Genomic DNA, 24,712 nt, shown 5'->3' with positions numbered 1-24,712 from the left:
GCGCTACATCCGCGACGCCGTCAGCTTGACGTCGGCATTGCGCCAGGCCGCATCGAAATCGCGCAGCGCGACATCGGCTTCGGCCTGTTTGCCCTGGGCGCGCAGGCTTTGCGCCAAGCCGAACAGCGACCAGCCGTTGCCCGGGTTGCGCAGCAGTTCTTCGCGATACACCCGCTCGGCATCGGCGCCACGGCCGGCGTCCAGCAGCACCGCGCCCAGGGTCTGGCGCACCGGCGCATGCCAGCCCGGCGGTTCGTCGTAGGGGATCCGGTCTTCGATCGCGATCGCTTCGTTCAAAGCCGACACCGCCGCATCGCGCTCGCCGCGCGCGGCGGCCAGTTCGGCCGTGACCACCCGTTCGGCGATGCGCGAAGCGTGCGACAAGGGATAGCGGTCCCACATGGTCAGCTTTTCCATCGCCGGGTCGCTGGCCAACGGCCGCAGCGCGTCCAGGTGCCGTTGCGCATCGACCGCGCGCTGCTGCCGCACCGCCGCCATCGCCTGGGCGTAGTGCCACATCGTGGTGACGTAGGGCAGGTCCGGTGCCGGATTGGGCGCGTTGACGATCTCGTCCCAGCGCCCGAAGCGCACCCGCTCGAACCAGGGCGTCATCCAGAAGTGCTGCAGGCCGGCGAAGCCTTCCTTGCGCATCAGCTCCGGAAGATTAGTGCGCTCGGCGGTGGTCTTGGCCGCGCTCCTGGCGAGCGCGCCGCTGCCTTCCATGCTGGCGGCGAACCAGAGGAAATGATGGTTGTGCGGCACGTAGCCCAGCGGGTACACGCCCTGGGTGTAGCCGCGGCAGATCGCAAGATAGGCGTCGTCGGCCTCGATCGCGCGCTGGTTGGCGATCACCGCGTCGTGCCAGCGGCCGACCCGGGCGTAGATGTGCGCGGGCATGTGGACCAGATGGCCGGAACCGGGAATCAGTTCGCGCAGCCGGTCGGCCGCCGCGGCGCCGCGCTCGGGCGCGGCCGAGGCTTCGACCGCATGCACGTACAGGTGCAGCGCACCGGCGTGGTCGGGGTTGCGCGCCATCACCGATTCCAGGGTCGACACCACCTCGGCCGTGTTGCCCTTGGGCTGGCGGTTCTCGTCGTAGTAGTCCCAGGGCTGCAGGTCCATCAGCGCTTCGGCATGGAACACGGCCGCGTCCAGATCGTCCGGACGCAGCCGCACCAGTTCGCGGGTGGCTGCGGCATAGGCCTGATCGAGCGCGCGCCGGTCGGCCGGCGGATTCTGCGCATAGCGCGCCGACAGGGCCTGGATGAAGGCGCGCTCGCGTTCGCTGGCCTTGGGGGCCAGGGTCTTGGCGCGCTGCAGGCGGGTCCAGGCGTCGGCGTTGTCTTCCGGATTCATCGCCGCGTTGACGTGCGGCCCCACCACCAGCGACGCGCCCCACCAGCACATCGCGCAGTCCGGGTCGAGTTCGGTGGCTTTGAGGAAAGACCGCTCGGCGGCGTCATGATTGAAGCCGAAGGTCAGCATCAGCCCCTGGTCGAACCAACGCTGCACCTCCGGATTCTTGCTGGTGATCGCGAAGCGGTAGTCGCCCAGCCCCTCGAGCAGGTGCGCGCCGACCATCGCCAACTCCGGCGGCGAGACCGCGCGCGTTGCGGACGCGTCGTCCTCGGGTGCGGGCTTGCGGCAGGACGACAACCCCAGCGCGGCGATGGCGCAGGACAAGGCGAGAATGCGCAGGACGGGTTTCATGGCCAGGCCTCGAACGGGCATGCGGCGGCGCGATGGTCGTGCGGACGGCCCGGCGCCGCTGCGGCGTCGCCCCCGGCCGGAGCTTACGACCACCTTCGTCTGAGCCGACGCGGGCCGGCCGAAGGCCGCCGTTGCCGGAGTCGAAGGCATCCTACTCCCGCGCGCGGGGTGCGACGCGGTGCCGGCCAACGCCGCCCGACCGGCGGTCCGCGCCGGCGCGCGAACTGCACGCGGCGCAGGCCCTGTGCTACAAAAACGCATCAATCGGCGCAAAGGAACTTGCCATGGCCCGCTATCCCAGGATCGACCAACCCTGCCCGCTCGATGCGCAGGCGCGCCGCCGGATCGACGGCCATTGCGGCCTGTGCGGCAAGACCGTGCACTGCCTGGACGGGCGCAGCGACACGGAGCGCGCGGCGCTGTTGCAGCAGGCCAGCGGTCCGGTCTGCGTCTCGTACCGGTTGGCGCTGGGCACGGCCCTGGCCTTGTCCTTGACCGCGCCGGCGGCCGCCAGCCCGATCGACCTCGCCGCACCGGCGCCGCCCGCGCAGGCCGCATCGCTCGATCCGTCCAACACTGCGCCGTCGGCGCAGACGCCGGTGGCGCAGCAGCCTTTGCTCGATCCCGACCTCGACATGGTGTTCGTCGGCGGCATCAGCCGGCCCGACGAGGCCGAGTGGGTCGACGACGAGGCCGAGCTGCCCGAGCTGCCGATGCGGCGCGAACCGCCGCCGGGAAAATAGGCCTTCGCCGCGGCTCAGTCGGCGGCGGCGTCCTCGCCGAGTACGCCGACCGCATCCTCGATCCGCAAGCCGGCGATCGCCCGCATCGCCCCGTCCAGGCTCTCCGGGCTGCCGTCGCCGACCGCCAGCGCCAGGTGGCCGGCGTCGAACTCGCCCAGGCCGGCGTCGTAGCTGACCCAGCGCTCGCCGTTCCAGGCCTGCACCCACATATGCGGCCCGAACGCGTGCGCACGGCCGACGAAGCGGCTGCCGTAGGCCAGCCCGGCGACGACCCGGGCCGGGATGCCGCGCGCCCGCGCGGCCGCGGCCAGCAACAGCGCGTACTCGGTGCAATCGCCTTCGCGCCGGTCTAGCGCCTCGCACGCACTGCGGTAGCCGTAATAGACCACCGGGCCCGACAGGCGCGCCTGCACCGCCGCGACCAGGCGGCGCATGCGCGCGTCCACGCTGCCGCCGCCGACCGCGCGGGCGAAGCCGGCGATCGCCCGGTCGTCGCTTTGCAGCCACGGCGTCGGCGCCAGGTAGCGTCGCAGCGCTTCCGCGCCGGGTGCGGCTTCGCCGCCGCAGTCCCGGCACACGGTCAGCTCCAGCCCGTCGGGCGTGCGCGCGGCGCGCTGCTCGCCGGTCTGCGGCCACGGCCAGCCCAAGGCATCGCCGCGCTCGCCGAGCCGATAGCGGATCGTGCCGCGCCGCGCCGCCGTCGACAGCCGGTACGGCGACGGCACCAGCAAGGCCTGGATATGCGCCTTGAGCTGGGCTTCGGACACGATGAGATCGGTCGCGCCGACCGCTCCGGCCCAGGCCGGACACAACGCCAGCAACACCCACGACAGTCGATTCGATCGCATGCGCCACCGCAACGGGAAGAAGCCGGGCCGCCATTACACCGCAAACCGCGCGGCTCGCGATCCGCGGCGGGAAGCGGCGCCTTCCGGGAAGCGGCGCCTTCGCCGCATGCCGCGGCGGCGCAACCGCTCCCGGCCGCGCGCGCGCCGTCCGTCCACCGGCACCGGCGAAACTAGAACCCGCTCCGTTTTTTCGCCCGGGTTGGGGCTATGCTCGGCCGGTCCTCTGGGGAGCCGCCGATGGACCGGACCGAGCCCGTTCCCGCTCTGCCGTCGCGCGCGCAGACCGCGCGCGCCGATCCGCCCCCGGTGTCGTGGCAGGACAGCCTGCGCACCAAGCTGATGCTCTGGTTCGGCCTGCTGGTCGGCGGGCTGCTGCTGATCGTGTTCGTGGTCGCCTTCCTGATCGCGCGCCAGCTGATCATCGCCAGCGCCCAGGACCGGACCCGCTACGAAGCCGCCCAGACCGCGGCGCGCCTGCGCGCATCGATGGAGTCGGTGCGCATCACCGGCACCAGCATGATCGGCCTGTTCGACAACCTCTCCCTCGACCGCGCCTCGACCATCGCGGCGATGGAGGCCCTGCTGGACGCCGACGCCAGCGCGGTCGGCGGCCTGATCGCGCTGGAGCCCGGCGTGCTGCCCGACGGCCAACCGCTGGCCTACTACGTCGGCGCCGACCGCCGCGGCGTCGCCAACCGCGACCTGCTCGCGATCGGTTACGCCGCGCACCGGCAAGCCTGGTACCGACGCACCCTGGCGGCCGACAAGCCGTGGTGGTCGGAGCCGTATTTCAACGAAACCGCCGGCAGCCATTGGATGAGCACCCTCAACCTGCCGCTGCGCGCGCGCGACGGCCGGCGCCTGGGCATGGTCAGCCTGGACGTGCCGATCGCGCGCTGGTCGGAACTGGTCGAGCCGCTGCACCGCATCCACGGCCAGCGCCCGGCGCTGTTCGCGCCGGAGGGCACCATCACCCTGCATGCCGACCCGAACCTGCCGTTCAAGTTCACCCTGCAGCGCTACATCGCCCAGGCCGGGCGCAGCGACCTGGTCGGCATGGCCGCCGCGCTGGCGCAACGGCAGCGGTTCGAGTTCACCCACATGCTGCCGGCGACACGGGAAACCCGCTACTCGGTGCTCGAACCGATCGGCGATACCGGCTGGGGCCTGCAGGTGTCGATGTCGCACCGACCGCTGTTGGCCGCGCTCAAGCGCACCATCGTGCAACTGGCGGCGGTGGTGTCGCTGGCCTTGCTGCTGTGCACCCTGCTGGTGCGACGGATGGCGGCGCGCATCACCACCCCGCTCAGCGACCTCACCGGCTCGGCCAGCCATTTCGCCGCCGGCGAGTTCGACTATCCGCTGGGCCAGACCGAGCGCCGCGACGAGGTCGGGGTGATGGCGCGCGCGTTCGACAACGCCCGCGGCTCGATCAAGCGGCAACTGGTCGAGATCCAGGACATGAGCACCGCCCGGCAGAAACTCGAAAGCGAGCTCGACATCGCCCGCGAGATCCAGTTGGCGATGCTGCCCGGCGCGCGCGTGCTCGGCGACGACGCCTGGCGCCTGCAGGCCAATGCGCGGCTGGAGCCGGCCAAGGCGGTCGGCGGCGATTTCTATAGTTTCTTCGAGCGCGACCACCACACCCTGTGGTTCGCGATCGGCGACGTCTCCGACAAGGGCGTGCCGGCGGCCTTGTTCATGGCCCGCACCATGACCGTGCTGGAAATCGCCGCCGGCCTGGGCGATTCGCCCGAGATCGCGCTGAAGGAAGCCGCGCATCGCCTGCTGGAAGGCAACGACACCTGCATGTTCGCCACCGTGCTGTGCGGCCTGATCGACGCGCGCAGCGGCGAGTTCGCCCTGGCCAGCGCCGGCCACGAGCCGCCGGTGCTGCTCTGCGCCGACGGCAGCGTGCAGTTCATCGAGCTGCCGTCCGGGCCGCCGCTGGGCATCGACGAGGCCGAGCACTACCCGGTCTGGCGCGGCCGCTTGCGCAACGGCGATGCGCTGGTGGCCTACACCGACGGCGTCACCGAGGCCTTCGATGCCGATCAGCGCCCGTTCGGCGGCGAGCGGCTGCTGGCCTCGCTCAAAGGCAGCGCCGACCCCGGCTCGCTGTGCGGCGCCCTGGTCGCCGACGTGCACCGCTTCGCCGACGGCGCGGCGCAGTCCGACGACATCACCGTGCTGTCGCTGCACTGGGCCGGCAGCGACGACGCCAGCCGCTCGCAGGACTGCGTGGCGCAATTCTTCCGCGCGCCGCAACAGCGCGCGCGCCTGCCCGAGCTGTTCGACGCGGTGGGCCAGGCGCTGACCGACGCCGGCGTCGACCGCGAGCGCATCGACGACGTGCGCCTGATCAGCGAAGAGGTGATGTGCAATGCGATCGACCACGGCGCCCGCCCCGGCGCCGAGCACGAGGTCACCCTCGAACTGGCGATCGAACGCGAACGCATCGCCCTGCACTTCCGCGACGACGGGCCGCCGTTCGACCCGCTGGCCCAACCCGCGCCCGACCTCGACGCCGACATCGACGAGCGCCCGCTCGGCGGCCTCGGCCTGCACCTGATCCGCTCCCTCGCCGACGAAGCCCGTTACGCCCGCGAGGAGCCCTACAACGTGCTGCACCTGGTGCTGTCACGACCCGATGCCGGCGGCTGAGGCCGGCCCCCGCCCCTGGAGCCCCGCATGGACCTGACCATCCGCATCGATCCGGCGACCCACAACAGCCACCGCGTCAGCCTCGCCGGCCGCCTGGACACCGCCAGCTACGCCGAACTCGACCGGCAACTGGCGCCGTTGCTCGGTGACCGGCCGTCGCTGGTGCTGGACCTGGCCGGACTGGAGTACATCAGCTCCGCCGGCATCCGCTCGATCTTCCGCGCGCGCAAGGCGCTGTCGGCGCGCGGCGGCAAGGTCGTGATCGTCAACCCGCAACCGCAGATCCAGAAAGTCTTCGATCTGGTCAAGGCGGTGCCCTTGAGCGAAATCTTCAGCAGCGTCGCCGAGGCCGACGCCTACCTGGATGCGATGCAGCGCAAGGTGCTGGCGAAGGACGAGGACGACGACCTGGTTTGAGAGGCGGGCGACGCCGCGGCGCAGCGCCGGTTCGACTGCGGGTCGCCGGACGGTGCGTAGACAGCCGTGGTGGCGATGGGGATGGTGTGTCGCATCGGCTTGCGGGGGTGAAGCAAATCCCCCCTTCCCCCCTTTGCAAAGGGGGAAAAGCAAAAGCGATCGGCGGCGACGGTGCCGGGCGCAACCGCCGCCGGCGTTGATCAGTGCTTGCGGTCTTTCGGCGGATACGGGTCGTTGCCGTAGCTGTCGCTGTCCTGGATGCGTCCGTCGCGTCCGTGGGTAACGACTTCGACGTGGTCCTTGCGGCCCAAGCTGCGCGCGGCCGCCATCGCCTTGGCCTTGGTGTCGTGCACCGAACTGGCGCGGTCGCTGCCTTCGCGCCGGACCGCCCAGCCGTCGTTGTGCGGCACGACGTGGATATCTTCTTTCTTCGACATGGCTACGCTCCCCCGGTAGGGCGGCGGCCCGCACCATGCAGGCGCCCGCACTCCAAGCCACGCAACGCTGCGCCGCAGCCGGCCGACCGTCCGTCGGCGATCGCGGAGGCTGCGCCGCCGGTCGTTCCGTCGCCGTCCGGAGCGGCCGATGGGAGCGACCCGTCCGGTCGGCCCGAACCGAGGCCCTCCCCGGCTCGCGGGTCCTCCGACAGACGGCAGCTCAGCCCGGCCGCGGGCACTTGCATATCGTTTTTCGATAATTTATATATCGAATCACGATATATCGGGAGGATACTGCCATGACCCGCTCGCCCAACACCCTGGTCCTGGCCCGCGTGGTGATCCGCGGGCTGATCGTGCTCAACGCCCTCTATGCCTTCGCCATCGCCGCCCTGCTGATCGCGACCCTGGTCAAGCCGCAGTTCCTGTTCGACGCCCTCGGCGCCACCTACGGCCACCTGCACAACGCCCTGCGCGCGGTGGTGCTGCTCGGCATCCTCGGCGCCTACCTGGTCCATCGCGTGCTGCGCGAATTGCTGGCCATCGTCGACACCGTACGCGACGGCGACCCGTTCGCCGCCGGCAACAGCCGCCGCCTGCAGGCGATCGCCTGGTGGGTGCTGGCCGGCGAAGGCGTGCGCCTGCTGATCGCGACGGTGGTCTACGCCGCCGCCAAATCCTCGCCGGCGCTGAAGATGGACATCGACGTCGGCTTCTCGTTCGCGCCCTGGCTGGCGGTGCTGTTGCTGTTCGTGCTGGCGCGGGTATTCGAACAAGGCGCGCGCATGCGCTCCGACCTGGACGGCACGGTGTAAGTATGGCCATCGTGATCCGACTCGACGAAAAGCTGCACGAGCGGCGCATGACCCTGACCGAGCTGTCCGAGCGCGTCGACATCACCCTGGCCAACCTGTCGATCCTCAAGACCGGCAAGGCCAAGGCAATCCGCTTCTCGACCCTGGAGGCGATCTGCGCGGTGCTGGAATGCCAGCCCGGGGAGCTGATTACCTACGATCCGACCCGTCCGGCGGAGGAGTGAGGACGGCCGCAACGAAGCTAGGCGCTGAAGCCTGTGGATATACGGCTAACGCCGACGAAAAGCAGAGCCCGCTTTCGCGGGAATGACGCTGGGTCGGTTTCGCCGCGTAACTCCCAGATCGTCAGCCCCGCGAATGACGTTGGCAGGTTTCGCCGCGTAACTCCCAGACCGTCATCCCCGCGAAAGCGGGGATCCAAGGCTTCACCGCGACACGACTGCGAAGTCTCCGCGACCAAGCCAGGGCGCGCAGCGCCCTGGCTTGCATGGATGCGCGAACCCAGCCTCACCACACCTCGCAGCGCTGCTCCTGCGCCCGCACCATCGCATCCCCCGCCTTGCACTGGAACACCTGCTGGAACGCCGGCAGGTTCGACAGCGGGCCGTTGACGCGGTACTTGGCGACCGGGTGCGGGTCGCCCTGGATCATCGTGCGCTGGGTCTCCAGGCGGGTCTCGTCGCCGCGGAACTGGCCCCAGGCGATGAAGAACTGCTGCTCCGGGGTGAAGCCGTCGAGCGTCGGTTCCGGCCCCTTGCCCTCGCGCGATTTCAGATACGCGCGATAAGCGATCTTGGCCCCGGCCAGGTCGCCGATCGATTCGCCCAGCACCAGCTTGCCGTTGTGGTGCACGCCGGGCTCGATGAAATAGCCCTCGAACTGGTCGACCACGCATTGACCCTTGGCCGCGAACTGGCGGCCGTCGGCCGGCGTCCACCAGTTCTTCAACCGGCCCTGGGCGTCGAACTGCGCGCCCTGGTCGTCGAAGCCGTGGCTGATCTCGTGGCCGATCACCACCCCGATCGCGCCGTAGTTGACCGCGTCGGTCGCATCCACGTCGAACGCCGGCGACTGCAGGATCCCGGCCGGGAACACGATCTCGTTCTGCAGCGGGTTGTAGTAGGCGTTGGAGGTCGGCGGGGTCATGCCCCAGCGGCTGCGGTCGGTCGGCTTGCCGACCTGGCTGCGGTTGTCGGCCACGTTCCAGCGCGAGGCGGCGACCACGTTGTCCCAGGCCGAGTCGCGGCTCACCGCGACGCCGTCGTAGGTCTTGAACTTGTCCGGATAGCCCAGCTTGGCGACGAAGGTCGAACGCTTTTCCAGCGCCTTGCGCTTGGTCGCATCGTCCATCCAGTCCAGCTCGCGGATGGTGTCGTCCATCGCCGCGAGGATGTTGCGGACCATGTCCTGCATGCGCGTCTTGGCCTGCGGCGGGAAGTACTTCTCCACGTACTTCTGCCCCAGCGCCTCGCCGAGCTGGTTGTCGGTGAGTTCGGCGCAGCGCTTCCAGCGCGGCTTGATCTGGGTGGTGCCGGTGAGGAACTTGCCGTTGAAGGCGAAGTTCTCCTCGACGAACGGGGTCGACAGCGAATCGGCCGCGGCATGCAGCAGCTGCCAGCGCAGATAAGCCTGCCACTGCGGCAGCGGCGTCTTGGCCAGTTCGCGGTCGAACTGCTGCAGGAACTTGGGCTGGGTCACGTTGACCGCGGCGCGCGGCATCTGCGCGGCGTCGAAATAGCCGCCCCAGTCGAAGTTCGGCGCCAGCTTGGGCAGGTCGTCGAAGCCGGTCGGATTGTCCTGCAGCTTGGGGTCGCGCAGTTGCACGTTGTCCAGCGACGCCTCGGCCAGGCGCTTTTCGAACTCGAACACGGCCTGCGCATCGCGCCGGGCCTGCTCGGCCGGGGTCCCGGCCAGCTCGAACATCCTGGCCACGTGCAGCAGGTACTTGGCTCGCGCCTCGACGAAACGCGGCTCGGTCTTGAAGTAGTAGTCGCGGTCCGGCAGGCCCAGGCCGCCGGCATATAGGTGGGCGATGGTCTTGGACGGCTCGCGCAGGTCTTCGCCGGCGAACACCCCGAACGGCACCGCGACGCCGGCCGCGTGCAGCTTGCCGATCTCGCGCTGCAGGCCGTCGCGATCGCCGATCGCGCCGATCTCGTCCAGCCACGGCTGCAAGGGCTTGACCCCGAGCGCGTCGACCCGCGACTCGTCCATGCAGGCGGCGTAGAAATCCCCGGCCAGTTGCCCCGCGCTGCCGCGGGGCCAGTCGTTGCGCGCCGACAGCTCGGTGAGGATGTCGCGCACGCGTTCCTTGTTGACCTCGCCGGATTGCCAACGCCGGCTCCAGCGATCCATGTAATCCGGAATCGGGTTCTGCTTGCGCCAGGCGCCGTTGGCGTAATCGAAGAAATCGTTGCAGGCCTGGCCGTTGCGATTGATGTCGCCGGGCTGGATCCCATGCAGGGCGCCGGCGGACGCGGTGGAAACGGCCAACAACGCGAAAAGCGGAACGCTGGACTTGACCACGGCACGACTCCTGTCGAGGGTCCGGCCACTATAGCCAGCGCCCCGCCGCGAACCCGTCCCAAAAGTCCCGGTTTCGCTTCTGCCCCTGTAGGAGCGGCGTAAGCCGCGACCCACCGCAGCGGTGTACGACAGCGCTGCAGCCGAAGTCAGGACATTCGGACGATAGCCTCCGTGCGGGTCGAAGGTCTGGGGCTTCGGACAAGACGCTTGCGTACACCGCTGCGATGGGTCGCGGCTTACGCCGCTCCTACAGGGACCGGACTCGCCGCCATCCGATGCGGTATCGGTGCACTGCACAACGATTCGTCCGGCGCCGCGACCGCACACGCGATCCAACCGATTACCCTGCCACGTCCGTGTCTGCCGCAACGACGCAGCGCCCCTTCGCGACACCTTCAAGCCGTGTGCGCGATCCCGTTTCCCGCAGCGCGAAACCGCGCCCGGGCCGCATCGGCGAAAGCGTGATCCGACTCAAGTCAGGGCACACACCCGGCTGACTAACCTCGCCGCCGGATCGCCGCTGCAGCCGTACGCCGATCCCGCACCGCACCGGCCGCGAAGCCCGGACGCGTACCGCTTCGCATGACGTCACCTCCCCATCCATCCAGGACCCACTCATGCGCTCTTCCGCTCCTACCGCGCCGGCCCGCCGGCTGCGCCTGTTGCCGCTGCTGCTCATCGCCGCCATGCCCGCCGCCGCTGCTGCCGCGCCGCCGGCCGATCCCGCCGCGCCGTCGGTGTTCGCCAAGCCGCTCAAGACCGCGCTCGGCCGCTACGATTCGCGCGAAGTCATCGAGGTCAAGTTCGTCCGCGACAGCCAGGTCAGCCTGCAGGGCGGACGCCCGACCTCGGCCAAATACGGCCGCCTGACCGCGCTGGAAAGCCTGACCGGCGGCGCCGGCCCGGTGTCGGCGATGGAGCCCTTGTTCCGCGCCGATGCGGCGACCCTGGCCGGCCTGGCCAAGAGCGCGCAGCCGCAGGCCGGCAACGCCCAGCCCGACCTCAGCCAATGGTTCCGCCTGCGCCTGCGCCCGGGCCAGGACATCCAGCGGGTGATCGACGAGCTCAACGCGATGGGCATCGTCGAGATCGCCTATCCCGCGCCGCTGCCGGTGCCGCTGCCGGCCTCGCCGGCCTACGACGCCAACCAGCACTACAAGCTGCCCGCCGCGCAGAGCGGCATCGACAGCGACTACGCCCGCACCCAGCCCGGCGGCAACGGCGCCGGCGTGCGCGTGCTCGACATCGAGTACAGCTGGAACGTCAACCACGAAGACCTGTCCAAGCTGCGCCTGGCCGGCGCGCAGGTGCGCAACGGCACCCCGCGCGATCCGTTCAACGACAACAACCACGGCACCGCGGTGATGGGCGAACTGGTGGCCGACGGCAACGGCCTCGGCGTCACCGGCCTGGTCAACGGCGCCAGCGCGCACTACACCAATGCGATGAACACCGAGCGCGGCTACGACCTGGCCAACGCCATCCTCACCGCGGCCAACTTCCTGCGCGCCGGCGACGTGATGCTGCTCGAGCAGCAGGCCGCCGGCCCCAGCGGCTGCAGCAACTACGTGCCGGTGGAATGGACGCCGTCGGTGTACGACGCGATCGTGGTCGCCACCAACAAGGGCGTGCACGTGGTCCAGGCCGGCGGCAACGGCAACATGAACCTGGACAACACCGCCTGCTTCGGCTCGCCGTTCCCGCGCAGCCGCCCGGACTCGGGCTCGATCATCGTCGGCGCCGGCGGCCCGCGTTCCAACGCCTGGTGCAGCGACAGCGTCGCCGAGCGCGCCAAGCAGCCGTTCTCGACCTACGGCCGCCGCGTCAACGTCCAGGCCTGGGGCCGCTGCGTCACCACCGCCGGCTACGGCAACCTCTACAACGGCGGCGCCAACGCCTACTACACCAAGACCTTCTCCGGCACCTCCAGCGCCTCGCCGATCGTCGCCTCGGCGGTGGTCGCGCTGTCGGGCATCGCCAAGCAGCGCGGCATCACCCTGACTCCGCGGCAGATGCGCGACCTGCTGATCGCCACCGGCACCCCGCAGACCGGCAGCGGCGGCCAGATCGGCCCGCTGCCCGACCTGCGCGCGGCGATTTCGCGCGTCAAGGCCATGCCCTGATCGCGTCGTCCAGCGCCCCGCTCGCGCGGGGCGCTGGACCCTCTTGTAGGAGCGGCGTGAGCCGCGACCACGGAACGCGTAGAAAAACCAACGCCCGCCGCCGCAATCAGAAACCACGCCGTATCGCGGGGTAGGAGCGGCGCAAGCCGCGACCGCGAAACCTCGTTCTCGCGCCGAACCTCTCCCGCCAACCCACAGCCCGATCTGATCGACTCATCGTCGACAAACTCTCCGTCGCGCTTCGTCTTCTGCATCGGTTGCGGGTGGATACGGCGCAAGGCCGAAGCTTCGCGGTCGCGACTCGCGTCGCTCCTACCCGTGGGCCGCCACTCATTCACGATCTTCATCCACGCGTCGCTGAACCCGCACGCAAAACAGGCACTCGGTCGCAATTCCAAGGTAGGGACGCCGTCGCACCGCCCCGTTCCATTCATTGCGGCCCACCCGAGCGCCCCCAACCGGCTCATCCCCGCCTGCCCCGGACCGGCCGCATCGCTGTCCGCATCCCTTCTCTGCCCTAGGAGCTTTTGGATATGCGCAAGATCAGTAAGTCGGTTCTCGCTGCAACGGCGGTCATGATGGTTTCCGGCGCGGCCTTCGCCGCCGACGAGCTCGCCCCCGCCCTGAAGACGGCCATGCAGCGCGACCTCGGCCTGTCCGGCAATCAGCTCGCCCAGTACCTCAAGGCCGAACGCCTGGCCGCGCAGCAGGAAAAGGCGCTGGCCAAGCAACTGGGCCGCCACTACGCCGGCGCCTGGCTCGAGCGCAAGGCCGACGGCTCCTTCGCCTTCGTCGCCGCCAGCACTTCGATCAAGGCCGCCAAGGCCACGGCCGGCGTGGAAACCCGTCAGGCCCGCCACAGCCTGGCCGCGCTCGACGCCGCCAAGGGTCAGCTCGACAGCCAGCTGGCGCGCAACGGCAAGGCGCCCAAGGGCGTGTACAGCTGGGCGGTCGACCTGCCCAGCAACAGCGTGATCGTCGGCGTCGCCCCGGGCGCGGAAGACGCCGCAGTCGACTTCGTCGCGCGCAGCGGCCTGGACAGCAACACCGTGCGCTTCGAAACCCTCGCCGAGGCGCCGCAGCGCCGCACCACCATCCAGGGCGGCCGCGGCTATCTGCGCAACCCGGGCGACGGCTATCTGTATGCCTGCTCGGTGGGCTTCTCGGTCACCAAGGGCACCACCCTGGGCTTCGCCACCGCCGGCCACTGCGGCAACACCGGCGAAGTGGTCTACAACGAAGACTCGCAGTGGACCCCGGGCGTGCGCCTGGGTTCGTTCGCCGCTTCGAGCATGCCCGACGACAACGAAACCGGCCCGGACCGCGGCTGGGTCCAGGTCGACAGCACCCACACCCTGTCGGCCAGCGTGTACGGCTACGGCAACGGCGACGTCAACGTGTCCGGCAGCACCGAAGCCGCGGTCGGCGCCGCGCTGTGCCGTTCCGGCCGCACCAGCAGCTGGCGCTGCGGCGCCATCCGCAGCAAGAACGTCACCGTGTCCTACGTCGACGACGCCGGCAATCCCGACGGCACCGTCACCGGCCTGACCCAGACCACCGCCTGCTCCGAAGGCGGCGACTCCGGCGGTTCGTTCATCACCGGCGCCGGCCAGGCCCAGGGCGTGTTGTCCGGCGGCAGCGGCAGCTGCAAGGGCCGCCAGGGCCGCACCGGCGGCGGCAACAGCTACTACAGCCCGATCAACCCGATCCTGAGCGCCTACTCGCTGACCTTGAAGACCACGCCGTAAGCCCTCGCGGCCAAGCAGCAAACCCAGCGCCCCGGCCATCCGGGGCGCTTTTTCGCTCTTGTAGGAGCGGCGTAAGCCGCGACAGGGAACGCGCAGAAACCCCGACTCCCGGCGCCGCCGTTAGAAACCGACCTCTGCCGTTGCGGTCGCGGCTTGTGACCGGAGGAAATCCCCGTGGGACGCCGCTCCTACTCGTTGGAGCGTCGGTTGCAGGCGGTGGCGACGCGAATGTGCGGCAACGCGGTCGCGGCTTGCGCCGCTCCTACCCTTTGCATCGTCGTTGCGAGAGGAACTGCGACGCAGGGAAAATGCCGACGAAGAAAAACGCCGCCCGAAGGCGGCGTTTTCCTGCATCTTTCGTAAACCCAAGAACTCACTTGTTCTTCGGCACCAACACCGTATCCGAATCGCTGACGTCGTTGCCCGAACCGTCCGCCGCGGTGTAGGTCGCGGTATAGACGCGGCCGTCGCCGTTGCCGGCGCGTTCGGCGCGCAGGTCGAACTGCAGGTCGGCCGTGCCGATCGCGGCGTTCTGGATGTCGTTGACGGTGTCGCCGTCGGCATCGCCGTTGTCCGGCTCGTCGCTGATCACGCTGGTCAGGGTGTAGGCCACGCCCGGGCAGTTGTCCTTGGCCACCACCGTGGCCCAGATCGGCGCCATCTTGTGGTTCGGCGGCCACAGTTGGTCCGGGCTGAGGCTGACGTCGATCGTCGGCGGCGTGTCGTCGACGATCTGCGCCAGCGCGGTGTCCTGGGTGGTCAGGCCACAGGCGTCCTGCGCGGTGACGCGGACGGTCAGTTGCGCCGGCGAACCGGTCAGCTCGGACACCACCACGCTGCCGCTGACCCCGACTTCCGTAGCCGAGACCTGCTGGATGTTGATCGTCGGCGTGCCCAGGGTGTAGTTGTTCGCCGCCTTGATCAACTCGACCTCGACATCGCCGGCCAGCACGCCGCAAGTGTCGGTGGCCTGGGCGCTGAACTGCACGGTGAACTCGCAGGCCTCGTCGACCGCGCCTCCGGCGGTGTCGACCGCAACGCTGGGCGCGGTATTGGTCACGCTCAGGTCCTGGTCGTTGATGTCGAAGAAGATATTGCCGACCGACTGCAGCTTGATCCGGTTGTCCGAACCGCCGGCGCAGGGCACCACGAACGAGGCCGCGCCGTCGTTGGCGGTCGCGCCGATCAGGGTGGTGGCGAAGTTCTGCCCGCCGTCGCTGGAGAACAGCGCGCTGACCTGCGGCGCGATGGAACCGCCGCCGACCTCCCAGCTCAAGGGCACCGTGCAGCCGGCGCCCAGCGTGCCGCTGTTCGGCGCTGTGATGAAGAACGGGCTGCCCGACACCTGGATGTGCATGCCGTCGTAGGCCACGCCGCCGCCGCCCATGCGATTGTCGCGAGCGATCAGGCGGAAGTTCATCTCGCGGTCGACCTGCGGCAGGATCTCGCCGGCGCGGGTCACGCCGTCCAACAGATCCTGCAGGTTGGGGATGATGCGCGAGCTGGACGCGCCCGGTGGCAGCGAGCGCACCAAGGGCCCGTCGCCGGGGTCGGTGTTGATCGGCCGCTGGGTCAGCGCGCGGTCGTACTGCTCCCAGTTGTAGGTCAGCGCATCGGCGTCCGTCGCCGAGCCGCTGAGTTCGAACGGGGTCTGCCGCGGAATCGTGTAATCCCCGCCGGCATTCACGTTCGGCGGCAGATTGCTGGTATTCACCAGCGTGCCGCAAGTCGAGCCGTCGCCGCTGAACACGTTGGTGACGATCTCGTCGAAGCTGCGCGAGTGGAAATACGAACCGGCGCCGATCACCGAAGTGTCGACATCGTCGGTGCCGCAGTTGCCGTTGTACGACATGCGGGTGGTGCCGCTGCCCGGCTCGTAGCCGCTTTCGCTGTCGCCGGCCAGGAACTCGTTGAGCGTGCAGCTGCCGTCCGAACCGGTGAAGGTATGCCGCGCGCCGAGCTGGTGGCCGACCTCGTGCGCGAGCAAGCCGCTGGCGCTGTTGGCGCCGTTGTTGCCCATCTGGCCCGCGCCGCGGCCCTTGTGCAGGGTGTCGTAGGTGGTCAGGCAGACCACGAACCAGGCGCAACCGCTGGCGCCGTTGCCGCCGCGGGTCGCGAACAGGAAGCCGATGTCGTAGTCCGCGTCGTCCAGCACCACCTTGTTGTTGTCGCGATTGGCGTCGCGCAGCGTGCACGGGCTCTGGGTGTTGTCGAACGGGTCGGTGTCCGGATCGCTGTAGATCACATCGTCGCTGGCATCGGCCACGACCAGGCGCACGCTGACCTCCGGCTCCAGCACCGCATTGGCGCCGGCCAGGTCGGCGACGATCGACGACAGCACGTCGGCCGCGCCGCCGCCCGCGTCGCGGGCCTGGTAGAACTCGCCGGTGGTCGACGCCGCAAGCCGGTAGATCCGCAACTGCGTGCCGGCCGAGACCTTGGCGTTGGCCTGGATCTGCGATACCAGCGCGGCGGAGAAGCGCGGCACCGGCGTACCGTGGTGATCGTCGTCGTCCTGATGGAAATCGTTGGCGCCGTCGGTGCGGTCCTGGTCGCGATAGCTCAGATAGACTCGGCCGTTGGCGGTCTCGACCGGCTCGACGCGCAGGATGCCGTCGTCGGTCTGGCCGGAAATGAACACCCCGCGCGTGCCGACGGTGATATGGCCGGTGAAGCCTTCGCGCTCGTCCTCGAACACATAGGTCTTGATCTGCGGGTACTGGCCGGCCAGCCCCGGCCCCAGCAACTGGCTCTGCGCCAGCGCGATCTGGACGAAACCGCCGCTGGCGCGCGGCAGGTAGATCTGAGTCTGCTCCGGGATCGGCCCGAAGGTCTCGCGCGGCGTGCCGCGCAAGCGCGCTTCCAGCATCATCGCGTCCAGCGTCAGCGGCACGTATGCGGTCGGCGCCGGGAACCGCTCGGGCAATTGCACCGCCGGCAGGGTTTGCCACATGCCGTCCGGCGACGCGCCGCCGTTGATCTGCATGGCCGCCAAGGCCAGCGGATTGGGACCGCCCGCTCCCGAGGCGTCCTGCGACGCACCCGCGGCGTCGTGTTGCACAGACTCGAACGAAGACGTCGATATCCGGCTCGCGAACGCGAGCGCAGCCAGACCCAACGCGATCAGTGAAACCGCAGCCCAACCCCTCGGGCCGCGCCGAAACGTCGAATGGGTAGTCATGACACAGGTCCTGGTCAACGGGGGAATGCCGGCGCACCCGCGGCAGGAGCGGGCACGCGGCCGGCACTGGGGGACAACGTCCGCCCAGCGCAGCCTCGGACACCCGTCTCACTCCGCCAACGACAAAGCCCTGTTCAGACGACCAACGGTAGCCTCAACGACCGTTCGTCGCCGCCGCAGCTCCCTGTAGGAGCGGCGTAAGCCGCGACCACGGAACGCGCAGAAAACCCGAGGACCCGTGCCCCTGTCAGAAACCAAGTCCTGTCGCGGGTAGGAGCGACGCCCCACGGGGATTTCCTCCGGTCACAAGTCGCGACCGTGCAACTGTGGGACTCGCACCGAATCCACCTTGCAACCGACATCCCTGCCTCATACACGCGATACGGCTACATTCCTCAGTCGAAATACAGACCGCAAACATGCGGCTGCATGGTCGCGGCTTGCGCCGCTCCTACCCTTTAAGGCGTCGGTCGCCGCAGATGACGGCGCAAGGTCGGATCTTCGCGGTCGCGGCTCACGCCGCTCCTACAGGGGCGGCGACGACAGTCGCCGCCCCTGGCCAGCATCAAGGCTCGATCGTGATCGACGGCGCCCCGCCCTCTCCGCCAGCCTTCGCCGCGCCCGCCACCGTGGTCGAGGTGCAGGTGCTGGTGTGCTGGATCGCATTGGTCGCCACACCGTCGGCGCCGACCAGGGTGGTGCTCCAGACGAAGGTCGAGGTCGGGTTCGAGCCGGTGACGTTGCACTTGTAGTTGAACGTCAGCGGCGACGTGCTGCTGGTCGTATAGGTTCCGTTGTAGTCGCTGCAGGTCCAGCCCATCGCGCAGCTGACGATCTTGGTCTTGCGCTGCACCGGGAACTTCGGCACACCCTGGAAGAACACTTGCGCCTGGAAGCTGACGTTATGCGGCCCGGACACGTTGGGGATGCTGGTCAGGGCGAACTTCTCCTTCAGCAAGGTCACCCCGATCGCCGAGAAATGATCCACCGGCATGAAGTACAGATCGTTATGGGTCGGCGTTCCCGTGCCGCCGCGGCCGTGGACCAGGCCGTAGGCGGTGTTGGTGCCGAACACCGGCCCGCCGCTGTCGCCGGCGGCGGTCATCACCTGGTTGCTGGCGTTGTGCACGCGGATATAGGTGCCGACCGAGCCGGCGTACATCGCCTGCGCGTTCTTGTCCGCTACCTCGCCGCAGGTGTAGTTGGTGGTGATGCCCATCTTGCACACCGTCGTGCCCAGCGGCAGGTTGGCCGACGTGGTCTGGCTGGTGATGTCCATCGTCGCCTGCGGCCCGCCGACCAGCTTGATCTGGTTGCTCTGCTCCTGCGGCGTGCCGCCGGACTGCTTGTTCCACTGCAGATCCAGCGAACCGCCGTTCTGCTCGCTCTGGAACGCCAGGGTCGCGTTCGGGCTGCCGATATAGGTCAGCGCATTGTCGCAATGCCCCGCCGTGATCACCCCCAACTCGCGCGTCGCGTTGAACACGTTGAAACCGGTGGTGCAACGCTGGGTGCTGCCGTCGACCTGATTGCCGCCGACGATCGCGGTCGGCGTCATCAACGCCGGCACCTTGTGCAGCTTGATGTAGTCGGCCACCGCCATCAGCCCCGACAGGCGCTTGGCCGCCGTCGCGGTATCCAGCACGAACAGATTCACCTGCGAAGCCTTGACGTCCACCCCCGATTCGAACGCCACCCCGGACGAACTCAACTGCGCCGCCAACTCTTCCTGCGCCCCGCGCAGCAATTCCAACGGCCGCGGCGCCAGTTGAGCGACGAACACCGGATCCTTCGTGTATCGCGCCAGCAAAGCCTTCGGCGTCTTGGTGAAACGCACCACCACCCGATAGCTGGGCAGATGCTCGATATACAGGCCGGCGAACGCTTCCGGCAGCTCCCGCTGCAAGCGCTGCTCCAATTGCGCGATCGCCGGCACCCGCGCCATCCGGCGCTGCGCCTCCGACACCGGCACGCGGTAGGTCTGCGCATACGACACCGCGATCGGGTCGCCCCCGACCGGCTGCGCCTGCAACCCCAGCGAACACAACAGACCGGCCGCCAACGCAGCCGGGACGAAACGCAGAGAACGACGAGATCCGAAATCCATGAGGCAAACGCTCCTTGTGTCGGCGACAGGCGGACACCTGTCGAGCGACTTATAGCGTCTGCCGCGAAGCGGATCGGTCGCCGACCTGTCAGAACTGACACGGTCGTTGAGTGTGAATGGGTCGAAACGGAATGGGCGTTCCGGTTTGACTGTCGTGGGCGCTATTCGAAGCCAATGGCCATTGCGAACGTCACCCACAGGAATGGCGCAACTGCCGGTTGCTCTTGCCAGGCTGCGACCGTTCCGCAACCCTGGCCCTGTCATTGGGGAGCCAGCCCGTGCCCGAACTCATCGCCAAGACTCCCTTCCTCCCCAGCGCGCTCGGCTGGACGGTCTTGTGTCTGGGCTTGGCCGCCTGTGGATCGCCCCCGGGTGTTTCCGCAACGGCGCCGCAGGCCACTCGGTCTGAACAGCCCACACCGCCGCCCCGCTCCGAGTCTCAGCTCATGAACGACATGCCCGAAGCGCAGGCCTCGGCGCCCAAGCTGAGCAGCCCAGCGCTGCGGGAGAAAATCCTCGCCCTGGTCCAAGGCATCCAGGACCCGGACGATCTGAGCAAGGCTCGGGTCGAAGCGCTGACGCACCTCTCACTGGGCCCATCCGAAGTCGACGGCACCTGGTCGGCTCGCGGCGTCCTGGACTCCGGCTCGGCGTATTCGTTCGACTTCAGCCGACACGCCGACGACGACAAAGAGGTGCAGGTCTACCTGCCAGACGAGAAGCGCTACGACCCGCGGCGCCGCCATACCTGCGCGTTGCCCCTGGCCGGCCTGCACGACCAGCTGAAAGCCATGGGCTACCGGGACAGCGAATTCCCGGGGCCGGATGGGTTGCCGCAAGCCTGGCAGTACTGGAAAGGCCGGCAGTCGCTGTTGGTGGACTACACCTACCACGACACGCCTGCAGGCGGTCAGGCCGCCTGCGTGCATGCCATGACGATCGAGATGACTATTGTCAAACAGCTCCCATTCTCCCCGCCTGAGCTTCCGGCTAAGCAAGTGGAGTCGATCATCTTAGGCTTGATCGACGGCGTCCGCACCAAGGCCGACCTCACCGAGCCACACATCGAACGCTTGACCGGACTGAGCCTGCATCGCCTGGACAGCCGTGATGCGTCCTACGCCAAGGGAACGACTGTCGAGGGGTGGCGATTCTCCATCGGCATCGAGCGATTCGCGGCCGACGACATCAGGCTTGAGATTGCGGCGATTCCAATTGAGCAAAGCGAAGGAACCGGCGCCGCTGCTTGCACGCTGGCTTTCGACACGTTGCATCGCAAACTTGACGCCGCCAATTTCCGCAGCGACAGATCGACCGGAGTGCACGGCAAAGCGTCGAACTGGCGTTTCTCCAGGAATGGGCAAGTGGTCCACGTAGACCTCTACCCGACCGAGCCGCTCGACCGCGGCGGCATCGAGTGCATCGATCACATCTCGGTCGTGATCGACAGAGCTGTGAACTGATCCGATAGGCCCCAGCAAATACGCTACTCCCAGTTGCTCTTGCAACCCGATCCCAGTTCCATGACCCTAACGGCGTCTTTTCGGAACCGGTCCATGGCCCGACTCATCGCCAAGATCCATTTCGACACACGCACACTCTGTTGCGCGATCTTGTGCTTGGGCCTCGTCGCCGGCGGCTCCCCAGCGGAGGTCTTGGTCACCGCACCGCAGCCCGGTCGATCCGATCAACCGGCATCGCTTTCCAGCCCCAAGGCTCAGCGTGCGAAAGACACACCCAATGCGTCGGCCTCAGCGCCAAAGCTGAGCAGCGCAGAGTTCGAAGAAAAGTTGTTCGCCTTGATCCATGGAACCCTAGCCCCAGACGACCTGAGCAAAGCACGGGTGGAAGAACTGACGCATTTCCCATTGGGCGCTTCTGGAGTCGAAGGCACCTGGTCGATGCAGGGAAGCCTGGACTCCGGCTCGGCGTATTCGTTCGATTTCAGCCAGTACACCAGCGACGACAAACGGGTTGGGATCCGCCTTCCGGATGAAAAACAATACGACCCGCAACGGCGCCGGACATGTGCGCTAGCCCTCGCTGGCCTGCACGACAAGCTGAACGCCATGGATTACCAGTACAGTGAGTTCCCCGGGCCGCACAACAGACCGCAAGCCTGGCACTACTGGAAAGGCAGACAATCGCTATTGGTGGATTACACCCACCAGCAGTCCCCCGAAGGCGATCAGACTGCCTGCGTGCATGCCGTCACGATCGAGATGATTATTGAGGACTGACCTATTTACAGCTTTCGGGACCGAACCCCTGTTCATCCGAGTCTCGCCAAAGGACCAATCCAACAAAGAGAGATGACGTGAATCTCAACTACCTGACCGCAGCAGCCGCCATTGCGTTACTGAGCTTGGCAGGCTGCCAGAAGGGAACCGCCGCGGTTGAAAGTTCGACCAGCTCAAAGCCTCGCACCGAACGTGTTGCACCCGCCCAGTCCAGCGACATGCTCGCCAGCGCCGAGCTGTTCGTGAGCGACCAAGGCCGCGATTGGACGGCGTATAGAGCCCTACCCCAGATCAAATGGATCGACCCGTCGCCCAAAGAGTACGCCTCCGGCCGCTACTCACAACACGGAACAATTTTGCTGCTCGGGTTCTCGGTCAAAGAGGTGCCGAACGGCAGGCCTGGATTGGATTACGCGACCACGAAAAGAAACGAAGGCGACTCGACCCTATCCATCAACGGGTCGCAGGCTGCCGTCGAGTCCATCTCGATCAGCAAGCCTTTCTATTCGGACGATTACCTCGACGTCCTCAAGAAACAGTTCGGCGCTGCGGCTGAAGTCTCCACGATCGCCGATGAATGCACCCCGGGAGAAGCTGAAGAAGGCACAGGAAATGGCGCGTTCTTCGCTGTCTCAATCGCGGGGCGGGACAAGATTTATGTGCAGGCGAGCCAGCAAGACGGAGGCAAATATACCGCGGGCTTCACGGTATTCGACCTGACACGGACCCTGCCGAGCGAGGTCATGGCCCAACTGAAGTGCAAGCAGCACCAGTGATCAATCATCAAGGAGGAGGAACATGGCAGGGACGCGTAGGCAAGAACGAGCCGTACTGACGGCCAATCAGTATGCTCAGGGCAATATCGAAGGGCTAAGCGACTATTCCACTCGGAGACTGGTGGCTTCAACCGTCTTGACCGAGAGCAATGGCGGCGACCTGAGCATCATCAACGGTGCGGGTTATGTCGGACGGTATCAGGCGGGCGCTACCTGGCTGGCCGATGCGGGCTACGTCGACGCGGACAAGGTCAGAGCGGCGATGTCGGGGTATCGCAGGGAATGGACCTGGGCCGAGTCGGGAGGCATGACCCGCTTCCTGGAAGATGCTTCCAACTGGAAAGACGGCTTGAGCCTCGACCAGTACAAGGCCTCCGCCGACTTGCAGGATCAAGCGTTCAAACGCAACAGCGACGCCGCTTATCGCACCGCCATGAGGCAGGGAGTGCTCGTAGAGGGCGACTCCGAGGAGCACATCGCGGGCTTCCTGAAAGCACGACATATCGCCGGATATGGCGGGGCCGTGAAAGTCGTCCAGGGAAAGCAGGCCGCGACGGACGACTACGGGACGAGCAGCTACGACTATTACAACGATATAGCGCTCAATCGCGACGGACTCGACCAACTGCTGATCATCGAGGAACGGTTCAAAGGCATCCCCTACCAACTACCTTTCGAGAATGAGCTACGCCCTGGCGAAGCCAATCTTTCCGTAGAAGCGTTACAGGAAAATCTGAAGCTGGTCGGCGCGGTCGATGCCAACGGTAGAGCGCTGCAAGCCGACGGAGACTATGGAAAGAGCACACGAGAAGCTGTTTCGCTCTTCCAGGAGCGCAACAACCTCCCAGCTACCGGCACAGCCGACATTGCGACGCTAACGACATTGCGAACGCACGCCGCGGCGCTCTCAGCGACACCGGACTTCCAGCAAGTCGCCGAGCGCTTTCAACCGCCCGGCTATCGCAGCGATTGGATGCAGCCGAACGACCAAGGCTTGCCGTCGTACTTGCAAGCCCCTACCTCCGTAATCAAAACTCACCAACCACGCGACGCGATGGTCGACGGCAGCTTGAAAGTCGGCGAGCAGGGCCCGGAAGTCACAAAGTTACAGGAGAATCTGATCCAGCTCGGAATCAATGAGCGGATCAAACAGCCGATCACCGCGGATGGCGTTTTTGGCTCGGCCACTCAACGAGCAGTACAGGCCTTTCAACTTTGGCATGGGACTGAGCAGGTCAACGGTGTCGCAGATTGGCATACGCTCGCAGCGATCAGCACCCAGGCCGGATTGGCCATCGTCCAACGAACAGCGGACCAGGTCTTCGACCGCCCCACCCGCGACTTCGCCGCCAACGTCAATCTTGGCAGGCGGATCGATCCCGAGTTGGCTGCCGATCGCTACGAGGCAAGTCGCGCACCCCATGCAGCCCCCCTTTCCCCAGCACCAGCCTCCGGCTCGCAGGCCCCTGCCCCGATCAGCCCGGTTTCATCGCCAGCACGCATCGACCCCACACCGACACCCTCACGGCTAGCGCCTGAGGATCAAGCCATGTTCGACAAGATCCGACAAAACGTACCTGCGCAGGTGACTGACGAGAAAGTGGCGCAAGCGATGCTTCAAGCCAAGCAGAACGGCATTCCCGATGCTGGTCGCATCGGCCACATCGGGGTTGTAGATGGAACCCTGTGGGTCGCGGGTGTCGTACCAGGATTCCACGCGGGTGTCTCCACATCCGAGCCGGCACCGCCGATGCAGGACACCTTGCGTGCGAACCAATCCTTCAATCAAGAGCGCGACCAACAGCACGCGCAAAACCTAGCCCAACGTTCGCAAGAAGACCCGAGCCGCGGCCCAAGACAGTAAGGCCGTATCCGAGTCCACCTAAAGCCCCCGCAACGGGTCGCTCCAGGCGAGCGACCACTTTGATTGCCATGGCAAGGAAGCCGAATTGGCCCTCCATCCAGGGCAACTCAGGGCCGCGAAAACGCCAAGCGCCGCATCGCACCGGACAGCAGGACCTTCCTACCTTGGGCCGACGGCACCCCGGAGAGCAAAGCCGAGGCGACCCCCGACGCGTCGATGGCTTTGTAGTTCGCCGGGATCAGGAACCCCACAACCTTACCGAGCGGAGCCCAGCACCTCGCCTTGCCGCGTCGGTTGCCCAAGCACCTTGCGATCCCCGACCAGCAGCGATGGTCGCGCGAAGACCATGCCCTCGAACGGCATTGCCGCCAAAGCATCCTCCAGTTCGCCCTTCACCCGGCCATAGAAGACCTTCGACTTGGAATCGGCGCCCATCGCGCTGACCAGGCCGACCCGCTTGGCGCCCGCGGCCAAGGCCGCCGTCGCGACGGCGCTAGGTTGGCGTCGTAATCG

General features: G+C 67.5%; 18 protein-coding genes. 11 read left to right on the top strand and 7 right to left on the bottom strand.

What is annotated here, in order from left to right:
- Window positions 1-3 precede the first annotated feature (3 nt).
- Window positions 4-1,710: a hypothetical protein gene (locus K4L06_RS15525; RefSeq protein WP_221672258.1), complete on the bottom strand. Its 1,707-nt coding sequence runs from the start codon at window positions 1,708-1,710 to the stop codon at window positions 4-6.
- 284 nt (window positions 1,711-1,994) lie between these two features.
- Here K4L06_RS15525 and K4L06_RS15520 point away from each other — a divergent pair, with 284 nt between their 5' ends.
- Entirely contained in the window at window positions 1,995-2,453 is a 459-nt protein-coding gene (locus K4L06_RS15520; protein WP_221672257.1) for a hypothetical protein, read from the top strand.
- 14 nt (window positions 2,454-2,467) lie between these two features.
- Here K4L06_RS15520 and K4L06_RS15515 read toward each other — a convergent pair whose 3' ends face one another.
- On the bottom strand, window positions 2,468-3,301 hold the full coding sequence (locus K4L06_RS15515; protein WP_221672256.1) for a transglutaminase-like domain-containing protein: 834 nt from the start codon (window positions 3,299-3,301) through the stop codon (window positions 2,468-2,470).
- A 237-nt stretch (window positions 3,302-3,538) separates the two neighbouring features.
- Here K4L06_RS15515 and K4L06_RS15510 point away from each other — a divergent pair, with 237 nt between their 5' ends.
- A complete protein-coding gene (locus K4L06_RS15510) occupies window positions 3,539-5,965 on the top strand; it encodes a SpoIIE family protein phosphatase (protein ID WP_221672255.1) in 2,427 nt (808 codons plus the stop codon).
- A gap of 27 nt (window positions 5,966-5,992) precedes the next feature.
- Window positions 5,993-6,382: an STAS domain-containing protein gene (locus K4L06_RS15505; protein WP_221672254.1), complete on the top strand. Its 390-nt coding sequence runs from the start codon at window positions 5,993-5,995 to the stop codon at window positions 6,380-6,382.
- 200 nt (window positions 6,383-6,582) lie between these two features.
- Here K4L06_RS15505 and K4L06_RS15500 read toward each other — a convergent pair whose 3' ends face one another.
- Window positions 6,583-6,819, bottom strand: coding sequence for a DUF2188 domain-containing protein (locus K4L06_RS15500; protein WP_221672253.1), 237 nt, complete (start codon window positions 6,817-6,819; stop codon window positions 6,583-6,585).
- A gap of 299 nt (window positions 6,820-7,118) precedes the next feature.
- On the opposite strand from K4L06_RS15500, the gene K4L06_RS15495 reads away from it, so the two are divergent.
- Together K4L06_RS15495 and K4L06_RS15490 are read left to right on the top strand one after the other, a co-directional pair.
- A complete protein-coding gene (locus K4L06_RS15495) occupies window positions 7,119-7,634 on the top strand; it encodes a DUF2975 domain-containing protein (RefSeq protein WP_221672252.1) in 516 nt (171 codons plus the stop codon).
- A 2-nt stretch (window positions 7,635-7,636) separates the two neighbouring features.
- Window positions 7,637-7,858 (top strand): helix-turn-helix transcriptional regulator, encoded by a 222-nt coding sequence (locus K4L06_RS15490; RefSeq protein WP_221672251.1) that lies wholly within the window; start codon window positions 7,637-7,639, stop codon window positions 7,856-7,858.
- Between the two features lie 283 nt (window positions 7,859-8,141).
- Here K4L06_RS15490 and K4L06_RS15485 read toward each other — a convergent pair whose 3' ends face one another.
- The gene (locus K4L06_RS15485; RefSeq protein WP_221672250.1) at window positions 8,142-10,160 is read right to left on the bottom strand and encodes a M13 family metallopeptidase; all 2,019 of its coding nucleotides are present in this window, start codon (window positions 10,158-10,160) and stop codon (window positions 8,142-8,144) included.
- A gap of 617 nt (window positions 10,161-10,777) precedes the next feature.
- On the opposite strand from K4L06_RS15485, the gene K4L06_RS15480 reads away from it, so the two are divergent.
- Together K4L06_RS15480 and K4L06_RS15475 are read left to right on the top strand one after the other, a co-directional pair.
- Window positions 10,778-12,283 (top strand): S8 family serine peptidase, encoded by a 1,506-nt coding sequence (locus K4L06_RS15480; protein ID WP_221672249.1) that lies wholly within the window; start codon window positions 10,778-10,780, stop codon window positions 12,281-12,283.
- A gap of 533 nt (window positions 12,284-12,816) precedes the next feature.
- Window positions 12,817-14,031, top strand: coding sequence for a S1 family peptidase (locus K4L06_RS15475; RefSeq protein WP_221672248.1), 1,215 nt, complete (start codon window positions 12,817-12,819; stop codon window positions 14,029-14,031).
- A gap of 373 nt (window positions 14,032-14,404) precedes the next feature.
- Here the strand turns inward: K4L06_RS15475 and K4L06_RS15470 are convergent, their stop codons facing one another.
- Both K4L06_RS15470 and K4L06_RS15465 read right to left on the bottom strand, forming a co-directional pair.
- A complete protein-coding gene (locus tag K4L06_RS15470; protein WP_221672247.1) occupies window positions 14,405-17,092 on the bottom strand; it encodes a reprolysin-like metallopeptidase in 2,688 nt (895 codons plus the stop codon).
- Window positions 17,093-17,777: 685 nt separating this feature from the next.
- On the bottom strand, window positions 17,778-19,319 hold the full coding sequence (locus K4L06_RS15465; protein WP_221672246.1) for a S1 family peptidase: 1,542 nt from the start codon (window positions 19,317-19,319) through the stop codon (window positions 17,778-17,780).
- A gap of 446 nt (window positions 19,320-19,765) precedes the next feature.
- Between K4L06_RS15465 and K4L06_RS15460 the strand changes: the two genes are divergently transcribed.
- From K4L06_RS15460 to K4L06_RS15445, 4 genes are all read left to right on the top strand, one after another.
- Window positions 19,766-20,782, top strand: coding sequence for a hypothetical protein (locus K4L06_RS15460; protein ID WP_221672245.1), 1,017 nt, complete (start codon window positions 19,766-19,768; stop codon window positions 20,780-20,782).
- A gap of 93 nt (window positions 20,783-20,875) precedes the next feature.
- The gene (locus K4L06_RS15455; protein ID WP_221672244.1) at window positions 20,876-21,559 is read left to right on the top strand and encodes a hypothetical protein; all 684 of its coding nucleotides are present in this window, start codon (window positions 20,876-20,878) and stop codon (window positions 21,557-21,559) included.
- Between the two features lie 77 nt (window positions 21,560-21,636).
- Window positions 21,637-22,335 carry a hypothetical protein gene (locus K4L06_RS15450; RefSeq protein ID WP_221672243.1) on the top strand — a complete coding sequence of 233 codons (699 nt, stop codon included), beginning with the start codon at window positions 21,637-21,639 and terminating at the stop codon, window positions 22,333-22,335.
- A gap of 22 nt (window positions 22,336-22,357) precedes the next feature.
- Window positions 22,358-24,199 (top strand): peptidoglycan-binding domain-containing protein, encoded by a 1,842-nt coding sequence (locus K4L06_RS15445; protein WP_221672242.1) that lies wholly within the window; start codon window positions 22,358-22,360, stop codon window positions 24,197-24,199.
- A 255-nt stretch (window positions 24,200-24,454) separates the two neighbouring features.
- On the opposite strand, the gene K4L06_RS15440 is transcribed toward K4L06_RS15445, so the two are convergent.
- Entirely contained in the window at window positions 24,455-24,673 is a 219-nt protein-coding gene (locus K4L06_RS15440) for a hypothetical protein (protein ID WP_221672241.1), read from the bottom strand.
- Between the last annotated feature and the right edge of the window lie 39 nt (window positions 24,674-24,712).

Origin of the sequence: Lysobacter sp. BMK333-48F3 (assembly GCF_019733395.1) — a bacterium.
GTDB lineage: Bacteria > Pseudomonadota > Gammaproteobacteria > Xanthomonadales > Xanthomonadaceae > Lysobacter.
Note: the sequence above shows the minus strand (reverse complement) of the source record. Positions and strands in the feature narration are given on the sequence as shown.